The sequence below is a fragment of the Terriglobus saanensis SP1PR4 genome, from assembly GCF_000179915.2.
GTDB classification, from domain to species: domain Bacteria; phylum Acidobacteriota; class Terriglobia; order Terriglobales; family Acidobacteriaceae; genus Terriglobus; species Terriglobus saanensis.
Map to the genome: position 1 here is coordinate 1,656,403 of NC_014963.1, position 23,565 is coordinate 1,679,967.

The following is a 23,565-nucleotide window of genomic DNA, read 5'->3' on the forward strand; positions in this document are numbered from 1 at the left end:
GCGGTCTTGGAAGTTATTGCGGTTATGCGAGAAGCAGGCGGCCAGGTGTCGCACCGGTGTAGCGGCGCAGCGTGTTGGTCAGGTGCGCCTGATCGTAGAAGCCTGTGTCGAGCGCGACTTCGCGCAGAGGCATGCCAGCGAAGAGCATCTCCTTGGCGTGGCGGACGCGGAGCTGCATCTGGTACGCGTGCGGTGGCAGGCCGTAGCGCCTGCGGAAGGTGCGGAGCAGGTGGAAGCGGCTGATTCCTGCAATCTGCGCCAGATCTTCGAGAGGTACCGAGTTGTGCCATGTGGCGTGCAGGAAGTCCCGCACATGTTCGACGCCTGAGGTGTCCGAGAGACTGACGCTTCGGTTCGTGATGGAACGGTCGCGCTGAAAGAACTGCGGGAGATAGTGCACAAGGAGCGAGTCCCGTTCGAGCCGCGACTCGGCCTGTTGCAGCGAGGTATGCAGACGAAGAAAGGTCTCGCCTAACGGCTGACTATCTCGTGGAGATATCTCAAATGCTGGTGTCTCTGGTAAGTCGTCATCGCTGAGCGAGGAGCGCACCAACTCTTCGGAGAGGTAGAGAGCGCGGAAGTGCCAGCCTGTTGCGGGATCCGCAGCCTCTCCGTCGTGCAGTTCTCCCGGATGGAGCGAGGTGAGAACTCCGGGAGAGACGATATGCTCCGTGCCGCGCAAGCGAAGACGCTGATGTCCGTGGGCGGAGATGGAGAGCATGTAGGCGTCGTGCCAGTGAGGCAGGAAGGCGTGGTGGTAGAAGTCACCGTGCAGAAGCTCCGCGCCATCGAGCTCCGACCAGCGCAGGAGGACCGAGGTTTCACCTGCCGCTCGAGCAGGGCATAGAGCACGTTTTGGTGGAGCTTCGATGCTGCGCGCCATGACCAATCCTCCCTCTCCAGAGTGCTCCCTGAGGGAGGATGTGTCTTGGAGAAAATTGCTCTCCGTGGCTAGAACGCCAGATCTTCGCGGGTGATCTTCAGCTTGCCCAGGTTGCCGAGCAGGGTGAGGGAGAGCTTGTCCTGGTGAAGAAGCTCGTTGGCGATGCGTTGCATGTCCGCTGGGGTGACTGCATCGATCTGTTCGACTACTTCATCCACAGAAGCAAAACGCCCGAAGTTCATCTGCTGCCGTGCGAGGTTGGACATGCGTGCGTTGGAGCTCTCCAGGCCGAGGACGATGTTGCCCTTGAGCTGTGTCTGCGCGCGGAGAAGCTCGTCGTCGGGGATGGGTTCGTTCTTCAGGCGCGTGAACTCGGCGAGGATACGGCGAAGCATCTCTGGCGTCTTTTCGATGGACGTTCCGGCGTACACGGCAAGGGAACCTGTATCGCGGAAGGGGTTCATCTCCGAGTAGATGGAATAGGCCAGACCGGCTTCTTCGCGTACGGATTGGAAGAGACGTGAGCTCATGCCGCCGCCGAGGATCGTGTTCAGAAGATAGAGGGCATAGCGGTCGGGCGAGTTGACGGGCGGTGCGGGGACTCCGAGGACGAGCTGCACCTGTTCGAGCGACTTCTTGTCATGCAGGGTGATGTGCGGCGTCATGGGCGGAGCGTGGCGGTGCAGGAGGTCTTCCGCTGCGATATCTTCCAGGCTGCCGAAGCGGGCTTCGATCTTGGCGAGGAGATCTTCGTGCGAAAGATGGCCTGCGGCAGAGAAGACCATGTTGCGTGGAGAGAAGCGTTCGTGGTGGAAGGCGGCGACGATCTCACGGTTGAAGCTGGAGACGGTCTCCACGGTGCCGAGGATGGGGCGTCCGAGGGAATCTGAAGGCCACAACTTCTGCGTGTAGATCTCGTGCACGAGATAGTCGGGGTTGTCCTCGTCCATCTTGATCTCTTCGAGGATGACGGACTGTTCGCGGGCGAGGTCTTCGGCGTTGAAGGTCGGGTTCAGGACGAGGTCGCTGAGGAGCTCAAGCGCGGTGTCGAGGTTGGTGTCGAGCACCTTGATGTTGAAGCAGACGGTTTCCTTGCCGGTGAAGGCGTCGAGGTTGCCGCCGATGGCGTCGACTTCGCGCGATAGCTGTTGCTGCGACCGCGTGGTGGTGCCTTTGAAGACCATGTGTTCGACGAAGTGGGAGATGCCGTTGAGCTCTTTGGGTTCGTCGCGCGAGCCGGTGCGGACCCAGCAACCCATGGAGACGGAGCGCATGTGGGGCATGGACTCGGTGAGGACAAGGAGGCCGTTGGAGAGGGTGGTGGTACGGATGTTTCTTGTAGGTGTGGCTACTTCGGCCAGAGTCGCATTCTCAGCGACGGGTACGGAGATGGGCATCCCTTTATTGTAGCGATTCAGCGAGCTAGACGTTGTTCCAGTCCCGCTTTGACTGTGGGCCATTCGTCGGGGGTGATGGAGAACCAGACGGTGTGGCGGGTGCTGCCGTCGGGCATGATCCAGTGATTGCGGAAGGTGCCTTCGTACTGCGCTCCGAGCTTACGGATGGCAGCCTGAGAGTGCAGGTTGAGGTGATGTGTCTTTAACGCGACACGGCGCAAGTTGAGGGTTTCAAAGGCATAAGTCAGTTGAAGGAGCTTGGCTTCCGGGTTGACAGGGGTTCCACGGAAGGGTTCCGCCATCCAGGTATTGCCGATTTCTACGCTGCGGTGTTCGGGATCCAGATCGATGAACTGGGTGGAACCGATGGGTTCACCGGTGGATTGAAGAACATTCGCCCAGAAAAGGGTGCCCGGCTTATCGAAGAACAGGTCGGCCCAAGCCTTCAGTTCAGCAGGATTCGTCACCTTGTACTTCATGTAGCGCCAGATGGTGGGATCGAAGGCCACTTTTTCAAGGGCGGGAAGATGCGCAGGTGTAAGCGGTTCCAGGCGGATCTTCCCGCCGGTCAGGGTGGGCGTCATGCGGTCTGGCCTTGTCGCTCCGGAAGGTCCAGAAGGGTGGCGGCGACGCGGTCGTAGTCGTGGCGAAGGACGGAATCTGAACCAGGGCCTGTGTGGATGTAGTCCCCGGGGATAGGGATGACTCCCAGGGCGCGGATGGCGTCCAAGTCGGGGGTGATCGGGGTTTGACCCTCGGAGGCGTAGCGGGCGAGCAGTTCCGGAGAGATCGGTGCCGTATTTACGAGGGCATAGTCGAAGATGCGTTCGTTGCCGGCGTGCGCGAAGAGCCTTTCGAGGTGCTGGGAGGCGGTGAGGCCGAGGCTTTCGTTGGCTTGGGTCATCAGGTTGCAGACGTAGGCCCGCGTCGCGCTGGAGTTGGCAATGGCTTGTGGAATGCCGCGCACGAGCAGATTGGTGACGAGTGAAGTGTAAAGCGATCCCGGCCCGAGGGTGATCAGGTCCGCCTTCGCAAGGGCTTCCAGCGTCTCCGGAAGGGGTGGAGCGTCGGGCGGGTCGAGCAGCAGTTCCACGATACTCCGCTGTGACCTGGTGATGTTGGTCTCGCCGTGGACCAGGGTGCCGTCGTCCATCTGGGCGGAGAGGGTGACGTTGGCATTCGTGGCCGGGTAGATGTTGCCACGGATCGCCAGAATCTGGGAGGAGGCCTGGACGGCCTGGGCGAAGTCTCCCGTGACCTGGCTCATGGCGGCGAGAAACAGGTTGCCAAAGGAGTGTCCGGCGAGGTCGCTGGCATTTTCTCCCGGCGCGGCATCGGGAAAGCGGAACTGGAAGAGGCGCGTGAGGAGGTGTTCGTCCTCTGAGAGCGCCGTCATGCAGTTACGGATGTCTCCCGGAGGAAGAATGTTGAGGTCGTCGCGGAGGCGACCGGAGGAGCCCCCGTCGTCGGTCACGGTGACGATGGCGGCAAGGTGCGAGATGCGGCAGGGATCTTCATCGCAGTGTGTGTCTACAGACACCGTCGGATGAGACACATAGCGCTTGAGGCCACGCAGGAGCGTGCTGAGACCTGTGCCTCCGCCGATGGCTACTACACGTTTTTGGGGTGGCGGCATGCTCTGAGGATTGTAGTGGTTCGGGTGCAACCAGGTTTTTCACGCGTAGAAACGCGAAGAAGTCCGTCTTCACCTACCCAGCGGTCGGGGAAGACGACCGCTGGGCGAACGGGATGAATTAGGCCTCGGGGTAGAGGAGTTCGGTGAAGCGTGGGTCGTCGGCCATGTCCTGGAAGTCGGAGTCGGAGCGCGCCTGGATACGGTTGAGCGTATTCAAGCGAATGGACTCCGTGAGATGGTCGAGACATTTATGCGCGTCTCCGGTCATGGAGGCGAGGACGGCGAGACCGTAGAAGGCATAATCGGCTTCGTTATGCGCTTTGACGATCTGGGTCAGTTGCTCACGGGCATCTTCGTAGTGGCCGTCATTGAGCAGCGAGATAGCGTAATCGTACTGCTCTTCAGGCGTGGCGAAGGAGTGTTTGTTCTTGGTGGACTGTTTGACGCAGGTATCCAGATACATGCGGATCCGGTCGGCAAAGTCCGGCGGAGAGATGGCAAGCACCTTGTTGAAGGCCACGTGGGCCTTGTCGTATTTGCCTTCGTGTAGAAGACGGACTGCGACTTCATACTGCTCGAGCGCTTTGACGCGTGCTGGATCCGGTTGCGGGGCAGCGCTGCTCGCAGAGGGGCTGGAGGGCTGTTTGGTGGTAGAAGGAGTCGGGGTTTTCGCGGTGACCATGGGATTTCCTGTGCTCTGAGACAAAACGGTGAGGGAATTGCGTCCGATGCGTTTTATACGCGGAGGGGTGAGTGTGGTCAAGCCTGTTTAGGGTTGGACGAATTATAGAGTATAGGGTTGAGTGTTGGATCGTTATACATCTTGAACTGGCGATAGAGCTTGAATCGCCGGGTGCCGTGGAGGATTTCGCTCCAGAGATGTTGGAGCGCGGCAGCCAAGTCGGCGAATTGTTCGTCGAGCTGAGAGAGACGGAGCCGGCTGTTTTTCCGGTGCTCCTCCGTGACGTCCGGCCGACTGGTTTGTTCGGCCGTGTGGAAGCGTTTGAGCGAAAGGATGGAGAGGCGATCGAGCATCATCCCGGGGGTTTCGGAGTGAAGTGGAGCGGCGGGATTTTGTTGGACGGCTTCTAGAAGGGTACGGTCCAACTCTTCGACGAGATCGTTCCGCCGCTGGTTCAGGGTGTCGATCGAGCGCTTGGTGGAGGTGATGGTCGCGTCCGTGGCATGTGGGTCCCGCGCCAGGTCTTCCTGGTGCCACAGATCGAAGTTGGCCTTGTGCAGCCGCAGAGCGATGGAGAACAGCGTCGGGGATTCTTCCGGCTGGAGGTTGTGCTGGTGCCAGTCGCTCGTCGCGTTGTGAAGGGTCTCCGCAAGGGAATAAGGATCGAAGGCGAGTGTCCCGGCGGTCGCAGGGGAGTGCATTGGAGGGTTCGTGAAAGCGGTCCCGGGTTTTGGGCTTTGTATCATGCGATGAGGATGACTGTAACAGCGAAACGACGGTTGATCTACCACCCGAGCCCGATGCCGTCCTTGAGCCGCACCGGGCATGTCATCCGCCGCTGCTCCTATTGTGCCGAGGGACAGGAAGTCCAGATCCTTCGACGTGCGAGTGCGATGATGTTGGGGGAGATCCGATGAACGCGAGAATGCCGGAGTTACATGCCGTTTTGGGGCTTCTGGAAGGCGGTTTTGCGCGGCTTCGCGTGCTTGTGGTCGGCGACCTGATGCTGGATCGCTATGTGGTGGGGGACGTGGAGCGGATTTCGCCGGAGGCTCCGGTCCCAATCCTGCGGCATGTGCAGAGATACGCGCGCCCGGGTGGGGCGGCGAATGTGGCGATGAACCTGGCCGGGCTGGGCGTGCATGCCGTACTGGCGGGAGTGATCGGACACGATGAAGATGGCGCGGAGCTTATGCGGCTGCTGCGGGAAAGCCGTGGGGTCGACTGTTCGTGCGTGGTGGAAGGCGGTCGGCCTACGATCTCCAAAACCCGCATCGTCAGCCGGACGCAGCAGATGCTGCGGCTGGACGTAGAGAGCCGCGAGGCTGCGGCTGCGGAAGAGATTGACGAGCTTCTGCAGCGGGTGCTCGTGGCGCTGGATAGGGTGGATGCCGTGATCCTCTCCGATTACGCCAAGGGAGCCTTGACGGAGGGCGTCTGCCGCGATGTGATCGCTGCGGCGCGGTTCAAGGGGGTAAAGGTATTTGTCGACCCCAAATCGCGAGAGTTTTCGCGTTACGCCGGAGCGACTACGATCTGCCCCAACCTTGGGGAACTGGCGGCGGCGACGGGTGTGAGTGCCTATGACAGAGAAAATCTACTTGCCGCAGCGCGGATGCTGGTGGTGTCTACGGGGGTGGACTTTCTCACGGTCACGATGAGCGAGCATGGCATTCGTATTGTTGGGGGCAGCGGTAGTGAGTATCACTCGCCTGCGCGCGCGCGTGAAGTCGCGGACGTTTCGGGGGCCGGAGACACCGTGATTGCGACGCTGGCTGCGGCTATGGCTGGGGGGCTGGCACGGGAGACGGCGGTAGAGCTGGCGAATCTGGCAGCAAGCCTCGTAGTGGCCAAGGTGGGCACTGTACCGGTGCGCGCGGAAGAGATGGTGGCCGAGTTGACGGTGAGCCAGCGCGCGGAATCGACGAATAAGGTCCTGACTCTGGAGCGGGCCGTCGAGCGTGTGCGTGAGTGGCGAGCCGTTGGCGAGAGCATCGTGTTCACGAATGGCTGCTTTGACCTGCTGCACGTGGGACATGTGACGCTGTTGGAGGATTGCCGCGCGTTTGGATCGAAGCTGGTGGTCGGGATGAACACGGACGCTTCAGTACAGAGGCTCAAGGGTCCGAACCGCCCCGTAGTGGGTGAGCGCGAACGCGCCAAGGTGATGGCGGCGATGGGAGCTGTGGATGTCGTGGTGCTCTTCGATGAGGACACGCCTTTGGATTTGATCCGGGCGTTGCGTCCGGACGTCCTGGTCAAGGGTGGCGATTATTCCGTCGAAACCGTCGTCGGGCATGAGGACGTGATCGCGGCGGGTGGCAGTGTGGAGATTGTTCCGACGGTGGAAGGGTTTTCGACGACGGGATTGGTGCAGAAGCTTAAGGCGTCTCAATCGCGGGAGTCGTAGTTCGGTTGCCGGAGAGCACGTGAAATCCCGTTTTCTGCAAGTATCTGGGAAAGCTGGTACAGCAGACACTTGTAACAGCCCGCTCGCGCTAGCGCTGTAATCGTCTTCTAAAGTTGTTGAAAGTATGGTGAGAGCGCTGGGGCTCGAACCCAGGACCAACGCCTTAAAAGGGCGATGCTCTACCAACTGAGCTACGCTCTCGAACCGCTTCCAACCCCATAGCTAAGTTAGCACAGGATATGGGGCGAAGGGTGCCGCCGATCCCGGCAATGAGGCTTGAAGGAGGGTGCGTCTTTTGGGTCACGTTCCGTGGGCGAATTGCGATGCCTGGGGACCATCGGATCCTGGGTGGAGGGAATGCTTCATTCGTGCTGATCGACGCCGTGGATCTTGTCAAGGGAGCATTTTGAGATAGCCAAAATCATTGTCCGTCCTATTCAAATGGCTGTAAACCTTGCTCTCAGTGCCACTTAAGTGGCACTGAGGATTCGTTGACTTGCATGGGTGCGGGACATAGGCTCATGAAAACGCCCTTGAAGATCGATTTACGCCTGCGGGAATTTGCTCAATACCTGGCGCACAATCAGGGCTATCTCACGCAAATATGCGGCGCGAAGGTTTTCTTATGGAAGTGAACGAGAATCCGATGGAAGACGAGCAGGAGATACGAGATACACCCGAAGATGTGGCAATTTTGTATTCATGGGCGAACCTCCACGGCGCGAAGTATCGTGATTTTTCTGCTTCACGCCGCGAGTACCGTGCGAAGATGCGGCAAAGGGCCCTGGAAGCGCAACGAATCGCAGAGCTGAAGGCGGCACAGGAGCGGGAAGAGGCAGCTCAGTTGGAGGAAAAGGTTGCGAACCACAGGGTCAATGAGACTTCTGGCGAAACTGTGTCTGCGGTAGAAGCCGAAGAGGCAGCGACACGTGCCGAGATGCAGCGCCAGGAAGCACAGCGCCATGCACATGCTGCCGCGTTAGCAGAGATGGCGGCGCAAGAGGCCGAGCGTGAAGTTGCAGAGGCGCGGAAGCGCGCCGTAGAGCAGGCAGCTAGATATGAGGAAGCGGGTCCGCGCATGCGTGCCTCCGCGGACCTGCAAACCCCTGCTGTTCCTGGAGAGGTACAAGATCCCTATTACTATGCCGGGCATCCGGATCCAGGAACGTTTGCTTCCACGCCGGGTGTGCGAACGGCCCAGGGCCGCGTATCCCCCGAACCGAAACCTTATATTGCTGTTCCCCAATACGCTGCAGCCGAGCCGTCGCGGGAACAGTCCCGTTTGATCCAGGACAGTCTTGAGGAGCAAGGACACCAGGCCGAAGGGGATGTTCCGCGCGGTTTTGAAGGAGAGCGGGGCGCACTGGACCGGCAGTATCGCGACCGGCAGGACCGCACATGGAACCAGGTAGAGGGTCGACAAATAACGGACGAGCGCCTGAGAGAAAGTGTGGAGATCGCGCGTCGTCTGATTCCGCCGCCTGTGTACGAAGACAGCGCCCTTCGCCCCATCGCGCGGGAGTACCCGCAGGCTGACGAGGGGTATGTTGCCCCTCGCAGAGCACCGCAGGAGATCGAAAGCACCGAATCGAACGAGCGGCGCAGGCAGGACGTGCCGTCTTCGCCGATTTATAGCGAGAATATCGGGGCACAACCGAGATCGGCTTTTGAGTACGAGCCCACGAACCGCAACGCGGAAGCCGAAGTGAGCCCACGTCCGGCTGCTCCCAAGGTAGAAAGACGACGCTCGCAGGAACGCTACCGGGGATCGGAAGAACGGCGTCGCCGGATTCTTGCCCAGGAGGCACTGCGTCAGCGCGAAGCGCGGCTAGGCCGCGACCTGGCGGAAGCCGATGAGTTGAAGAAGCTGGAGCGCGTGGAGCAGGAGATGCGCGCGCAGGCCGAACTGCGCGCCAGGTTTGAGGATCGCCACGGTGGAGTTCCGACGCCGAGTCTGGCCGATGCGGAACGTATTTTGAAGGAGCAGGAAGAACGCCGCGCCTTTGAGGCGTTTGGGCGCGAGTCTTCCGCAGCAAGCGGAGCCGCAGGTCCTAAGGGGCAAGGGAGTGATCGCGTCCGTACGGATTCTGGACATGGTGTGCGGCAGTCGACGACGCGTCCGCCCGGTCTTTCTACCCGTCCGCCCTCGGGACTGCAGGCCAGGGCGCTTCAGGGAATGGATACGAATCGCCCGGCCTGGCTGGTCGGCGAACCGGATGCACGTACTGCAGGACCACGCCAAGCGGAGGCGATGAATGACACCCTACAGCATTCGCGTGAGCGCGTGGCTGCCCGTTGGTATGCCCTCAAGGGGCTGATGGGGCAACCCCTCGGCGAACCAGAGCCGGTGAAGCCTGTGCTTCCGCAGGCGGAGCTACAGATGCCGATCCTGGCCGTGATGAGTCTGGCCGGAGGTGTCGGCAAGACGAGCCTAGTGGCAACGCTGGGGCGCATGCTCTCCGCGATGGGCGAGAAGGTCCTTCTCGCGGATATGGCCTCGGTCGGCCTGTTGCCGTATTACTTCGGAGCCCGCGAGCTTCGGCCGGGCGTGATGCGCACGTTCTCTCCGCCTGCGGGAAGTACAGATGCTCCCGTCTACATGGTGAGTCTGGAGACCGATCAGGTCAGTGCGGATGTAGCCGGACAGGAGAGACTGCTCCAGGACCTGCGGCGTGCAAGCCGTGGGGTACAGCGAGTGCTTCTCGATCTGAGCGGAGCTTCGATGTGGATGGCACGGAGCCTGGCCTCTGTCAGTCCTACCATCCTGGTTCCGGTTGCGCCCGATATGAACTCCGTTCTGGGAATTCAGGGTATGGAAAAGACGCTGCAGTCGCTCGTCAACGCGGACGGACGTCCTATCTCTGTGTTTTATGTGCTGACCCAGTTCGATGCCACACTTCCGCTGCATCTGGATATACGTGAAGCCTTGAAGCAGAAGTTGGGCGCGCGCTTGTTGCCGATCTCTATCCGCCGGTCTCCGTCGGTGAGCGAGGCGCTGGCAGAGGGTATGACGGTGATCGACTATGCTCCATCGGCGCATGTCACCGAAGACTATACACAGTTGGCAAGTTGGGTGCGGAACCAGACGGCACCGGCCACCGCCGGATTCAGAGGGATGCGATGGAGTGAGGGATGACGCGGTCGTTCATTTGGAGTGAGCTTGAAGCAGGGAACGGTATCGGCCTCAAACTGCTTCGCTGGACGATCATCATTCTGGGCCTGGCCTGCATGCTCATTACAGGCATTCTCGAACTAACCTGGCCGCAGCAGGCAGTACTGGGCATGTTGATGGTGCTTCTGGCCATCTGGATGGACCGTAGTTCGAGCTCCTATCTGATTACCCTGACGCTGATGCTGGCGTCCATGTATTCCACGTTTCGCTATGGCTTCTGGCGCTTTTCGACTGTAGGGAAATTCTTTCTCGATCCTTCGTCCAAGTGGGGACCTCTGGATGCGTTCTTCATCCTGGTCCTGTGCTTCGCGGAATCGTATGCGTTTGCCATTTTGTTTTTGGGATACCTCCAGACGATGTGGCCGCTGCGCCGCACGCCTGTACCTCTGCCCGATAATCCCGACGATTGGCCAGAGATCGATCTTCTGATTCCTACGTATAACGAACCCTTGAATATCGTTCGGTATACGGTGCTGGCTTCGATGAATATCGATTGGCCCGCAGACAAGCTGAATATCTACATTCTGGATGACGGAAAGCGCGAGGAGTTCCGCGCATTTGCGGAAGAGGCGGGCGTGGGATACATGACGCGCGATGACAACCTTCACGCAAAGGCGGGCAATATCAATCGTGCGCTGAAGCGTTTGAAGGCCCCTCTAGTGGCGATCTTCGATTGCGATCACGTGCCGACGAGAAGCTTCCTGCAGGTGACGATTGGATGGTTTCTGCGCGACCAGAAACTGGGAATGCTACAGACGCCGCACCATTTTTATTCGCCCGATCCGTTTGAGAGAAACCTTGGTCAGTTCCGCACCATACCGAACGAGGGAGAACTTTTTTACGGCATTGTGCAGGACGGCAATGATTTCTGGAACGCGACGTTCTTCTGCGGATCGTGCGCGGTGCTACGTAAGACGGCGCTGGACGAGATTGGCGGCATTGCCGTCGAGACGGTGACCGAGGACGCGCATACTTCTCTGCGTATGCAGATGAACGGATGGAACACGGCGTACATCAATATTCCGCAGGCGGCAGGCCTGGCGACAGAACGCCTAAGCGGTCATGTGAAGCAGCGTATTCGCTGGGCACGCGGCATGATCCAGATCATGCGCACGGACAATCCGCTGTTTTGCAAAGGTCTGAAGCCAGCGCAACGGCTTTGCTACTTCAATGCGATGACGCATTTTTTATATGCGCTGCCGCGATTGATCTTTCTTACGGCACCGTTGATTTATCTGATCCTGGGACATACAAACGTACCCGGATACTGGGCTGCGATTCTCGCGTATGCGTTCCCGCACCTTGTGTTGTCGAGCATTGCGAACTCGCGTATCCAGGGACAGCATCGGCACAGCTTCTGGAATGAGATCTATGAGACGGTCCTGGCGCCCTACATCTTTCTTCCGACGATGCTGGCTTTCATCAACCCCAAGCTTGGTTCCTTCAATGTGACGGCGAAGGGTGGCGTGGTGAGCGACCGTTTCTTCGACAACCGTATCGCCGCACCGTTCACCTGGATGCTGGGCATAAATGTCATTGGATTGCTCTGTGCTATTCCACGTTTTCTGCAATTTCCTGGAAGCGACTCGGTCTTTCCACTGAATGTGCTGGCAAGCATGTATGACGGGTCGCATCCTGGAACGATCGTGATGAACCTGATCTGGACTTTGTTCAACATGATGGTCCTGGGCGTGGCGACGAGCGTTGCATGGGAGAGTCAGCAGAGACGTACGACGGTACGCGTGATCATGCAGGTCTCCGCGCACGTGATGCTCTCCAGCGGAACCTCAATTTCGGGCATTACGGCGGACGTCTCCAGCGGCGGCGTCATGATGGAAACGGATATGCCCATGAATATTCCGGTAGGTGAATCCGTAAGGTTGGTCTTTCCTGTTCTGGATGGCGAGGCTTCTCTTCCGGCGACGATTGTCCGCGCGACCGGGACGGAGTTGAGGGCGCAGTTCGACCCACTCTCCATCAGTGAAGAAGAGACTTTGACGCAGGTCCTCTACTCTCGTGCAGACACGTGGCTGGGATGGGGTGAGGCGCGTGAACCGGACCGTCCGCTGCGTAGTCTTGGACGAATCTTTGCGCTGTCATTCCAGGGCTTCAAACAGATTGGACAGAGCATGATCCAGAGAAAACCGAAGCCGGCTTCGATGCATACGAGTATCGTCAGCTCGCTTCTCCTGATCGCGGCTCTTCTGGGTGGTGTGGCGTTATGCCCCGCAAAGGGCTTTGCGCAGACGCGTCCTGTGACTGCGTCAGCTGTTGAGTCATCGCAAGCGGTGAAGCAGGTGTCTCCGGGGCAGTTCGATAATGTCTTCACGCTCGCGGATGTCGGTGTTCCAGAGACGATTGTCTTGCGTGGCGTGGATGCTTACCACTCGACCTACTTTTCGGTGCCTCAGACCCAGGTGGTGAAAACCGCGACGATGAAGCTGCGGTATCATTTTTCGCCCGGCCTGCTGCCATCGATCAGCCATCTCAAGGTGAGCATAAACGGTACGTTGTTCGCGACCCTGCCCGTGGCTACGCGGCCCAACGGAGTCGCTGCTGACCTGACACCGGAGGAGAAGCATGCCGAGGGTTCGCAGATCAGTGTGAAGCGCGTGAATGAGACCAGTGCGCTCCTGGAAGCCTCGCTGACCATTCCTGCGGACATCCTGGTGCATGACAACCAGATCACCTTCGAGTTCATTGGTCACTACACGCTGCAGTGCGAAGATCCTTCCCACTCCACGTTGTGGAGCCAGGTAGACGCCAGCAGTTCGATCGAACTGACCGGCAGCCTGCTTCCCCTGCAGGATGATCTGAAGCTGCTTCCGCTTCCGTTTTACGACGCTGCTATGAATCTGCATCCGGTGGTCCCGATCGTGTTTCTGAATCAGCCTTCGCCCAAGGCGATGCAGGCAGCGGGGATTGTGGCTTCCTGGTTTGGCATCATGACGGACTACCGCGCGGTCCATTTCCCTGTGACGTTTGGTCAGATCCCTGCGGGCAATGTGATTGTGATCGGAGGCAGCGCTAGTGAGCTTCCCCAGTCCTTGAAGGTGCAGAACTCCAGCGGAGCTACGGTTGCGATGCGGACGAATCCCTCAGACCCATATTCAAAGGTGCTTGTGATTACGGGAGACCGTGACGAAGATCTTGTCACGGCGGCGCGTGCCCTGTCGCTCCAGAGAAATCTGTGGGAGGGGAACCAGGTTCACGTGACCTTGAGTCCTTTGAAGAAGAGCGAACCGGATGATGCGCCGCGATGGATGCCGACCGACAGGCTCACCACACTCGGTCAGATTATGCAGACCGGTGATTTGCAGGGCGATGGCTCCGTACCCGTCGGTGCGTACATGCGCCTGCCTCCTGATCTCTACATGGAGCGTCTTGGCAGCCTTACCTTCCACATGGAGTACCGCTATAACGGGATACCGCTGGCGAACGAGAGTTCGCTGCAGGTGTACATGAATGGCGCTTATGTTTCGTCGACCCCGATGCCGCATTCGGAGAAGGCGAGCGCGAAGCTGTCCACCGAGATTCCGATTCCCGTCGTGAACCTGCGTCCCTTCAGCCAATCCATGATGATGAAGTTCTTCTTCCAGATCGCGAAGAAGAACAAGTGCCAGGACACGGCCCCGATGAATCTTCAGGGAGCCATTCTGAAAGATTCGTACCTCGACATTCGCGACATCCCCCACTGGGCGGTTCTACCGAATCTTGAGTTGTTTTCGAATGCAGGCTATCCCTTTACCCGTCTCAAGGATCTCTCCGAGACAGCCGTGGTCATGCCTGATGCTCCTGGAGCGGATGAGATCGAACTATTCCTGACGATGATGGGACACTTCGGAGCGCAGACCGGGTATCCCGTGACCGATGTTACGGTAACGAACGCGGAAGGCATGAAGACCGACGAGACGAAGGACTATCTTGTGTTGGGAACGGCCGAAGATCAACCCGTACTGACGACGTTGAACAAATCACTTCCGGTGCAGATCCAGTCCGGTGGACTGCATGTAGAAGATACACAGGGCTTCTTCAATCCGCTGCAACATGCCTGGTGGAAGGTCCGCAGTTCGGACCATGTACAGACCGGTCAGTTGGAGACGGCGGGCGGACTTCCGGATGCGTTGATCGAAGGGATGGAGTGGCCTAAGGGGTCGAATCGTTCCGTGGTGGTGATTGCGCTGCGCGATCAGACGGTCATTCCAAACTTTCTGGATACATTTCTGCGCGTGGCGACGACCTCGGATATTGCACAATCCGTAAGCGTTCTGCACGGAACGCAGTTTGTCTCCTATCGTCTCGGCAACGACGTATACCGGGTGGGATATCTGTCCCTCTGGTTCCGGATGAAGATGCTGTTTTCGGAGTTTCCCGCCCTGGTCGTGGTCATGGTATTGATCACATGTTTTCTCCTGGGAGGTCTGATGCGCGTGGCTCTGCGTCGTAAGGCAAGAGTCCGTCTACAAGGAAACTAGAGAGACCGCGCAGGACAAGCGCCTGCGCGGTCTTTTTCGATCGACGCAATCTGGAAAGGAACGACGGTGAGAATGCTGAACAGCAGGATCAGTCGCAAGGTAGCAGTGATGGCCCTATGTGCGATAGCTGGCCTGCAGGGGTGCAAGGCGGAGCAGCCCTGGCCCCTGTGGCAAAAGTACACGGACGTCTTCATGGACGGGAGCGGCCGCATCGTCGACAAGGGAGCGGGCGACCATACGACCAGCGAGGGACAGGCTTATGCCATGTTCTTCGCTCTAGTGGTGAACGATCGCAGCCGCTTCGACAAGCTGCTGCACTGGACCGAGGACAATCTTGCCGGGGGCGATATGACGGCACGTCTGCCGGCCTGGAACTGGGGCAAAGCAAGCGATGGATCGTGGAAGATTCTGGATGCCAACTCCGCTTCGGACGCCGACGTGTGGCTGGCTTATGACCTTCTCGAAGCTGGCCGCCTCTGGAAGGTCGAGCGCTACGAAAAGCTGGGCCAAGTTATGGCGGGACGCATTGCGCAGAGCGAGGTCGTCTCTGTGCCGGGCATTGGAACCATGTTGCTACCCGGTCCTACTGGGTTTCATCCCGACCCAACGAACTATGTTTTGAATCCGAGTTACCTTCCGCCGCAGGCACTGGCGCGGCTGGCGCTGGCTGCCCCCGCAGGCCCGTGGGGAACGATTGCAGACAGTCTTCCTCAGCTGCTGGCCAAGGGCTCAGGCGGAGGCTTTGCCATGGACTGGGTACTCGCAGGAACGACGGTAAGGCCTTCTCCTAACCCTCAACAGTTGGCGGAGGGAAAGAAGGATGAGGTCGCCGTGGGAAGCTACGATGCCATCCGTGTTTATCTCTGGCTGGGTATGGCTGACCATGCAACACGCGGCGTACAGGCAGCGATGCCTGAGCTTGGAAATATGGGAGCGTACCTGAAGACCCATGTCACGCCTCCGCTTACCGTTGACCAGACGGGCAAAGTCTTGAATGAGGCGGGAACGATCGGATTCTCGGCTGCCGTGATCCCTTATCTCTTGAGTACAGGGCGTCAGGCTGAAGCAAAGATGCAGATGGATCGCCTCGGTGCGAGCGCGGATCCTGCAACCAGCCTGTATGGACACCCGCCGATGTATTACGACCAAAACCTCGCGCTCTTCGCTACGGGCTGGATGGAGAAGCGATTCCGGTTCGAAAAAGACGGGCGTTTGAGGCTGTTATGGAAGTAATAAGGCGGATGCGGGCGGTGTTGGTAACCCAGTTAACACCGGAAAAAAGCGGGACAGCCGGCAAGAAAGACGGTAAGATTCTGAGGAAACTACCCGAAGAATCAAGGTGTATCCGCGTTGCGGAGAGGGAAGACCATGCGATTGCCGATGTTTAGTTCGACGGCTCGCTGGAGTGCTGGCGGATGGGTGTGCGGCACACTCGCCGTTGCCCTGTTGTGCCCGCCGGACAGGTTGTGGGCCCAGGCGAACAATGCAGCTACACAGCAGCTTCTGGAAAAGGCACATGCCATGGAAGCGCGCAGCCGGATGGACATGGCCGCGCAGACATGGCAGCAGGTTCTCCTTGCAGATCCGAATAACACCGAGGCTCTCGGTGGTCTGGCGCGCGCTGCGAAGATGAGCGGCAACAACACGCTGGCCAATACTTATCTGCAACGACTGCGGGCGATCAATCCCAACGACCCCGGCATTGCGCGCGCAGAAGGCGTCATGCAGCAGAGCGCGCAGCTGGACAAGTTGAACCAGGCAGGCAAGCTGGCCGGTGCGGGAAACTACGCGCAGGCGATGACGATCTACCGTCAGGTCTTTCCGAATGGACCTCCGCCCGGAGACTGGTCGCTGGCATACTACGAGACGGAGTCGGCCACGGACGAGGGTCGTCCCCACGCTGTTGCCGGTCTGCGCGGGTTGGTCGAAAAATATCCGCAGGACACGCGCTATCAGGTAGCCCTCGGACGAATCCTTACCTACAACCCTCGCACACGTGCCGAGGGACGACGTCTGCTGCAGAAGCATCCGCAGGATCCGCAGGCGGTCGAAGCCCTGAAACAGTCGCTGGTCTGGGACGCTCAGAATCCGGCAGCGGCAGCGGACATTCGGGCTTATCTGCAGACGCACAAAGATCCAGCGCTGGCAGAGGCCCTCCGGAATACTGCAGCCAACGAAGCGCGCGCGCGGAAGGCCGGAGCCGGTCGTGTCGTCACGCCTGAAGAAGCGGCAATGACGCAGGAAGAGCGGCAGCGCGGTGCGGAAGAAGCTGCGGCTTACGGTGCTTTGAACGCGAAGAATCTAGAAGAGGCCGAAGCGCGCTTCAAAGCGCTGCTGGTCAAGAACTCCGATGACGCACAGGCGCTGGCAGGTATGGGCTACGTGCGCATGAACCAGTCGAACTTCGGTGGCGCGATCAGCTTCCTGGAGCAGGCCAAGCAGGATGGATCGAAGGACCGGGGTGTCGATACGGCGCTTGCGACCTCGCGCTTCTGGTACACGATGGGCGAAGGCTCGATTGCTCTCAACGAGAACGACCTGCCCACGGCAGAGAAGAACTATCGCTCCGCGTTGCAGATGCGGCCCGCGAGTCCGGAAGCTATGGAAGGTCTGGCGGGAACCTTGGTGAAGGCACAGCAGCCCGAAGCGGCTGTCCCCGTCTTCGAGCAGTATGTTCGTTTGAAGCCTGCGTCTCCCGCGGCATGGCGCGGCTTGTTCATGGCGCAGTATGCGACGGGCAATGCGGCGCTGGCATTGACGACGGAAAAGAGAATTCCATCTGCGGTACGGACGCAGTTGATGCGCGATCCCGAGTTCCTGCGAACGCTGGCTTCTGCTTACTCCGCAGTGGGCCGCGACGCCGATGCGCAGAGAATCCTTCGTTCTGCGTTGGAACTGCCCTTTCCGTCTGGCGGCGAAGGTCTGAAGGTCGAGACACAGTTGCAGTACGCGAGTCTCTTGCAGCAGGCCAACCGTATGGAGCAGGCAGCGGGGCTTTATCGGCAGGTGCTGGTCGCGGATCCTTCGAACGTTCCTGCATGGCAGGGACTGGTACGGGTCGAGCACGCGGCACATAGCGATGCGCTGGCGCAGCAGACGCTGGAAACCATGCCGCCTACGGTTTACGACCAGGCTCTTCGCGATCCCGGCTTCATGACCACTGCGGCTTCGGTGTATCAGGCTCAAAACAAGTACGACGTGGCGCAGGCCCTTCTGGAGAAGGCAGTCTCGCAGCAGACCACGGCAGGGCAGAAGCCCTCTTCGGCGCTGATGACGCAGCTTGCGGGTCTCTACCTGCAGCGCAACGATGCTCAGAAAGCGTATCCAATCTACCGCCAGATCCTGTTGGAAGATCCCAGCCGCATCGATGCGTGGAAGGGACTTCTGGGGGCGTTGCACACAAGCGGACACGACCGTGAGGCGCTGGCGCAGATCCAGCAGATCCCGGTCGAAACACGCAAACATCTCGAAGGCGATGTCGATTATCTGCAGACGGTAGGGGCGGTCTACAACGGCCTGAACCAGCCCGCACAGGCGATGGTGTTCCTGAACCGCGTGCAGCAGAAGTATGCGGCGGCACACTCGCAGGCCCCCGCGGATATCGATATCCAGAATGCGTATCTGCTGTTCAACGGCAACAACGACACGGGTCTCTACAGGCAGTTGATGGTGCTGGGCAGTCGAGGCGATCTGACGGATGAGCAGCGCCGTTCCGTCCAGACGATCTGGGCTCTATGGGCCGTTCGACGGGCCAACCAGGCATCGGCGCAGGGCTACGTGAAGCGTCCCCTCGCGATTCTGAATGCAGCAGCGCGTGCTTTTCCTGATAATCCTGGTGTGATCAAGGCGCTGGCGAGCGGGTATCTGCGTGCTGGCCTGCCAAAACAGGCGACCGCAATTTTTAAGGCGCAGGATATGACGTCCGCCACAGCTTCGGACTACAAGTCCGCTGTGGGCGCGGCGATTGCTTCGGGCGATCTGAAGGACGCGGAGACGTGGCTGCGCTTCGGTCTGGAGCAGTATCCGAAGGACTCGCAGATGCTGACGCTGGCGGCAAAGTTTGAGCAGGCGCGCGGCGATAGCGGACGCGCGGCGGATTACTATCGCGCCTCGCTGGCGGCGATGCCCCCGGCGGATCCGGGAGCGGAACTCGCCGATGAGTTGAGTCGGCCTGTAGCCGCACTGAGGCCTCCTACGGTTGCACAGCAGCAAGACCTGGCAACGCTCCTCGCGCCTGGAACGGATGCTGCAACCGGTCCCGCTGGAGTCGCGGTAGTCGAAACGGTTCCGGAAAAGCCCTATCTTCCCAGCTACGGAAACGCGTACGGACAAGCACCCGTCGTACTGACCCCCGATGGAACGCCTGCAGGCGGAGCACTTGTTCCGCAGTATATGGTGAATCCGCAGTATCAGCAGCGGATGCAGCAGCAACAGTTACAACAACAGCAGCAGACGCAGCAGCCGGGAAAGCCCCGCAATACGCGGCTTGGAGACTACGTTCCTACGGCAGGCCTGGAGCAGCCCTCGGTGGGCGCCGGCTCGACGGATGAGGTTTTGACGGCGTCCAGTGTTATGGGTGATCCGCAGTCGCTGGCGTACCAAAGAGAGCAGATTCGGCGGCTCACGCAGCAGGCCCAAGATTCGGCTTTCAGGGGACAGGTTCCCGGGGCGGTGATCGCCTCCAACGCCGGAGATGTCTATGGGCCGTACATTCCCTATAACTCGCCGGACAATTCCAATCCCGTGCCGATGTTCAACGCAGTGGCCGCACCGGTGCAGCTCGCGGGAACACAGTCTGCGCCGGTGGAGATGTACAACGCTGCGACGACGGATGTGCTGCCTTCGACGCGAAATGTTCCCAATGCAAAGGGAAGTCGCAAGGGACGGTCTTCGCATCCAGAGATCGCAGCGGCGGAGGCGGCGGAGGAGCGTCGTCGCCAGTCGGATCCGGGTTCCCGTACGCTTTCGAGCTCTCCAGTCAGCATGATGGGGCAGAGCAGCCCGCCGGAAGATGTCGACGTCGCGCCGGTGCAGCAGTCGCAGTATGCCCCCAATCAGACAGGGAGGCCCGCTGGTCTGCCTGCGATGGAGACGACGAACGGCGTGTCCGGACAGGGCTACCCGACGCAGAGTCAGTATTCGACCACGGTGCAGCGTCAGGCTACGGACAGCTACGGACAGCAGTATCCCCAGCCACGACGCGGCCAGACGGCAACAAGACAGTTGCCTCGACGGATTGTGCGCAGAGCGCCTGTCGCGTCCAGCACCTCGCCAGGACCGGCGTATGCGCCGCTCTATTACCCCGCCGTTCCTACGGCCCTGAGCGGACAAGGATACCCGGCGCTTGGAGCGCCTTATCCTCTCGGCACGGTGCCAACGGACGCGCAGCTCGTGCAGAGAAATCTGCCCCCTTTGCGCGGAGCGTTCAATCCGAACGGAACTCCCGAGGTGGGACCTCCGCTTAACGAGCGTCAGCAGGCTGAACTGGATTTGGCTACGCTGGAGGCTTCGTATAGCGGATGGGCGGGTGGCTCGCCCAGCGTTCGTTTTCGCAGCGGAACACCGGGCATGAATCGCCTGTTGGATTTTGAAGCGCCGATCGAAGCGACCTTCGTCGCAGGAAAGACGGTTCGTTTCAGCATTATTCCCAAGGCGATTTTCTTGAATTCGGGCACCCTCGATGTAGCCAGTTTCGCAAACACTACAGGAACGATTCCTATTCTGGGAACGCTGCCTGCGAACGCGGTCAACCAGCCTGCACAGCAGGTTGCTTCCGGTGTGGGCGGCGAGATCCAGATGACGGCGCAGAACCTCGGCCTGGCGGTCGGCTATACGCCTTATGAGTTTCTTGTAAGGAACGTCACGGGGCGGGCTCGGTGGCGTCCAGGGGGCGGACACTTCACGCTCTTTGGAGAGCGCGATTCGGTTAAAGACACGCAGCTCTCTTACTCGGGTATGTACGATCCGGGTTCGACGACAACTGTCTTTGCAGGAAATATCTGGGGCGGTGTGATCTCTACCGGTGGTGGAGCGCGGTTTGATTTTGGTGACGAGAAGGCGGGTTTCTACCTGAGCTTCGACGGAGCCGCCGTTACCGGATTTCACGTCCTGGACAACAAGAAGTTTGAGGGCACGGGTGGAGCTTACTTCCGTGTGGCGCAGTTCCCTGGATACGGAACGCTGAATGTCGGTGGGACCCTCTTTGGAATGCACTACGACCACAACGAGCGGGGACAGACCTACGGCCTCGGTGGATATTTCAGCCCGGATGCGTATTTTCTTGGCGCTATCCCGATTACGTTCAATGGTTTCCACGGGACGAACTGGCACTATGTCCTTGCCGGAGCAGTGGGCATTCAGACCTTCCAGGAAGATAGCGCCGCGTACTATCCGCTGGACACATCGTTGCAGACGGGCGCTTTGAGCGGATGCACATTGCCCGCGATTGCGGCGCGCACCTGCGGATACTATCCGGTTAACTCCGGAACAGGCGCGAACTTCGACATCAGCGCGCAGGCTTCGTATCGCGTGAACGAGCACTGGTTTGTGGGTGGGTTTGCCAAGGCGAACAATACGAACAACTACAACACCGGCACGGTAGGCTTCTCAGTCCATTACATGTTCCGTCCGCAGTACGCGACGGAAGATTATCCGACGGGCCTGTTCCCAGTCGACGGATTGAGACCTCTGCGGGTACCGTAGAGGCTCAATCCTTCCTGTTCTGGGGCGGAAGTAATGCTTGGAATGGTTTTTCCTGAAGAGAAGGATTGCCTCCAGCGCCGATTCGTTATATCACTTTCCTACACCATCATTTGACCCGGTCTAAGATGTCTCTCTGTCCGGGTATTTCCCTGTGAGGACAGTTGTTTCCCAAGTGGTATTTCCGTCCGCAGAGCCATCGGAGCGCTTCGGCGTTTTGCGATGGTTTGGGCAAAGTGCTGTTCTGCCTGACGTTATGCACTGGCTTCTTTGAGAGCCAGGCTTTTGCAAAAGATAAGATGGTCGCGCCGGACTGGGTAAAGCAGGCTTCCGCACAACCCATGCGCGCGTTTCCACCGAAGACCGATGCCGTTGTCCTGTTACACGAGGTGAATGTCTCTGTCAATGCGCAGGGGCGCGAGGTCACGCATGAGCGCGAAGTCATTCGCATTCTGCGCGCGCAGGGTAGGCGAGGATACGGCTCTCCGGCAGTCTATTACAACGATACCGTCTCCAAAGTCACGTCAATGAAGGTCTGGTCCATCGGTGCGGACGGACACGAGTACGCCGTGAAAGACAACGAGATGATCGACCGATCGTCGGGCGAAGGGTTCGAGGTGTACACCGATTCGCGGATGCGTTATGCCTCGCCTCCATCGGTCGATGTCGGTTCCGTTGTGGCCATCGAGTCCGAGATTGAGACAAGACCGTATGTCACCGAGATTCTCTTTCCGGTTCAGCGTGAGATCCCTGTGCGGCGCGAACGGCTGACGATCACGATGCCGCCGGGCTTCATCTACAAGGCCGTGTGGAAGGGGCCGGATCGCACCAAAAGCGTGGACATGGAACACGGGACGACGTTGTGGGAGATGGAAGACGAGCCTGGAATCGACCTGGAAGATGTGCCGCTGTCCGGCAGCGCCTGGGCACTGGTCTCCCGCTTGAGCGTGCACTACACGGGGCCAGGGATGCCCACACCGACCCTGGGGGAGTGGAACGGGATTGGCGCGTGGTATGCCGAGCTGGCAGCCGGCAGAAATCTTCCCAACGATGCGATTACAAAGCAGGCACAGTCGCTTGTGCAGGGGAAGACCGACTTTGCCGAGCGTGCGCAAGCCATCGGCGAATACGTCCAGCAGAGAATTCGTTATGTCGCGGTGGAGATCGGTGTTGGTGGGCAGCAGCCCCACGCTGCCGGAGATACGTTCTCCCACCAGTATGGCGACTGTAAGGACAAGGCGACGCTTGTGAGCGCCATGATGAACGCTGTGGGCATGCGGGCAACGTGGTTGATGGTCGACAGCAGGCGCGGTGTGATTGCGCCGGAAGCGCCCTCCATCGCGGCGAATCACATGATCGTCGCCATCGATATTCCCAAGGGGTACGAGTCTCCTCTCTTCCAGAGCACGGTCACGCTGAAGAACGGCAAGCGATATCTTATTTTCGATCCCACGTCGGAGAAGACCCCGTTCGGCCAGCTGGAAAGCGGGCTTCAGGGCAGCTATGGCCTGTTGATGGAAGGCAAGGAGAGCGAGGCGATTCTGCTGCCTGTACTCAAGCCCGGTGCGAATCAGGTAAATCGCAAAGCGAGCTTTACCTTGAGTTCGGACGGCGATCTGAAAGGCCATGTGAGCGAAGAGCGCAGTGGAGACATTGCGGGTTATCGACGGCACATTTACAGCGAGTGGAACTCGAATCAGCAGAGCCAGTTTCTCCACGGCATGCTGGCCAGAGATTTCACCAGCTTCGAGGTCGCGGAGGTCAAGGTATCCAACGTGGAGGATCTGCAGAAGACCTTGTCGATTTGCTATGGGCTGGAAGCAACTCACTTTGCACGGGTCACCGGACCCTTGCTCATGGTGCGGCCACGTGTGCTCTTCACGGATGGGATGCGTGTGGACCGCAAGGCGCGCTTTTCTCCGATTGACCTGAACGAGACGCGTCGTGTGCATGACGAGTATGACATCGCTCTACCCTCCGGTTACGCGGTGGAGGAGATGCCGGAGCCGGTAAAGCTCGATTTAGGTTTTGCGAAGTACGAGAGCTCCAGCAGCGTGAAGGACGGCAAGCTGCATTACAGCCGTACCTACGAGGTACGTGAGGTCACTCTACCCGCTGAACGCTACGACGAAGTGCGCAAGCTGGCAGGTGTGATCGAGGCAGACGAGCAAAGCAATGCAATTTTGAAGCGGATTCCTTAGAGGCCCAGGA

The 23,565-nt window shown here is 59.4% G+C and carries 12 protein-coding genes and 1 tRNA gene; 6 read left to right on the plus strand and 7 right to left on the minus strand.

Going from position 1 to position 23,565, the window contains the following annotated elements; genetic code table 11:
• Positions 1-22: 22 nt before the first annotated feature.
• The 6 genes from ACIPR4_RS06920 to ACIPR4_RS06945 all read right to left on the minus strand — a co-directional run bounded on the left by ACIPR4_RS06920 (position 23) and on the right by ACIPR4_RS06945 (position 5,299).
• Positions 23-883 carry a helix-turn-helix transcriptional regulator gene (locus ACIPR4_RS06920; RefSeq protein ID WP_013567941.1) on the minus strand — a complete coding sequence of 287 codons (861 nt, stop codon included), beginning with the start codon at positions 881-883 and terminating at the stop codon, positions 23-25.
• Positions 884-951: 68 nt separating this feature from the next.
• On the minus strand, positions 952-2,280 hold the full coding sequence (locus ACIPR4_RS06925) for a M16 family metallopeptidase (protein WP_013567942.1): 1,329 nt from the start codon (positions 2,278-2,280) through the stop codon (positions 952-954).
• A gap of 17 nt (positions 2,281-2,297) precedes the next feature.
• Positions 2,298-2,864: a GNAT family N-acetyltransferase gene (locus ACIPR4_RS06930; RefSeq protein ID WP_013567943.1), complete on the minus strand. Its 567-nt coding sequence runs from the start codon at positions 2,862-2,864 to the stop codon at positions 2,298-2,300.
• A complete protein-coding gene (locus tag ACIPR4_RS06935; protein ID WP_013567944.1) occupies positions 2,861-3,916 on the minus strand; it encodes a gluconeogenesis factor YvcK family protein in 1,056 nt (351 codons plus the stop codon). Before ACIPR4_RS06935 ends, ACIPR4_RS06930 begins: the two co-directional genes overlap by 4 nt.
• A gap of 118 nt (positions 3,917-4,034) precedes the next feature.
• Entirely contained in the window at positions 4,035-4,598 is a 564-nt protein-coding gene (locus ACIPR4_RS06940; RefSeq protein ID WP_013567945.1) for a TPR end-of-group domain-containing protein, read from the minus strand.
• A 77-nt stretch (positions 4,599-4,675) separates the two neighbouring features.
• Positions 4,676-5,299, minus strand: a complete 624-nt coding sequence (locus ACIPR4_RS06945; RefSeq protein WP_041585962.1) for a DUF4254 domain-containing protein — start codon at positions 5,297-5,299, stop codon at positions 4,676-4,678.
• A 212-nt stretch (positions 5,300-5,511) separates the two neighbouring features.
• Here ACIPR4_RS06945 and rfaE1 point away from each other — a divergent pair, with 212 nt between their 5' ends.
• Positions 5,512-7,008 carry a D-glycero-beta-D-manno-heptose-7-phosphate kinase gene (gene rfaE1 / locus ACIPR4_RS06950; protein WP_013567947.1) on the plus strand — a complete coding sequence of 499 codons (1,497 nt, stop codon included), beginning with the start codon at positions 5,512-5,514 and terminating at the stop codon, positions 7,006-7,008.
• Between the two features lie 125 nt (positions 7,009-7,133).
• On the opposite strand, the gene ACIPR4_RS06955 is transcribed toward rfaE1, so the two are convergent.
• Positions 7,134-7,209 (minus strand) — tRNA-Lys (locus ACIPR4_RS06955).
• Between the two features lie 424 nt (positions 7,210-7,633).
• Between ACIPR4_RS06955 and ACIPR4_RS06960 the strand changes: the two genes are divergently transcribed.
• From ACIPR4_RS06960 to ACIPR4_RS06980, 5 genes are all read left to right on the plus strand, one after another.
• On the plus strand, positions 7,634-10,144 hold the full coding sequence (locus tag ACIPR4_RS06960) for a cellulose synthase operon protein YhjQ/BcsQ (protein WP_013567949.1): 2,511 nt from the start codon (positions 7,634-7,636) through the stop codon (positions 10,142-10,144).
• Positions 10,141-14,655: a UDP-forming cellulose synthase catalytic subunit gene (gene bcsA, locus ACIPR4_RS06965; protein WP_013567950.1), complete on the plus strand. Its 4,515-nt coding sequence runs from the start codon at positions 10,141-10,143 to the stop codon at positions 14,653-14,655. The genes ACIPR4_RS06960 and bcsA overlap by 4 nt, the downstream gene beginning before the upstream one ends.
• A gap of 72 nt (positions 14,656-14,727) precedes the next feature.
• Positions 14,728-15,888: a cellulose synthase complex periplasmic endoglucanase BcsZ gene (bcsZ, locus tag ACIPR4_RS06970; protein WP_013567951.1), complete on the plus strand. Its 1,161-nt coding sequence runs from the start codon at positions 14,728-14,730 to the stop codon at positions 15,886-15,888.
• Positions 15,889-16,023: 135 nt separating this feature from the next.
• Positions 16,024-21,357 (plus strand): cellulose synthase subunit BcsC-related outer membrane protein, encoded by a 5,334-nt coding sequence (locus ACIPR4_RS06975; protein ID WP_013567953.1) that lies wholly within the window; start codon positions 16,024-16,026, stop codon positions 21,355-21,357.
• Between the two features lie 296 nt (positions 21,358-21,653).
• Complete coding sequence (locus ACIPR4_RS06980; protein ID WP_083811988.1) at positions 21,654-23,555, plus strand: DUF3857 domain-containing transglutaminase family protein; 1,902 nt, start codon at positions 21,654-21,656, stop codon at positions 23,553-23,555.
• Positions 23,556-23,565: the final 10 nt, after the last annotated feature.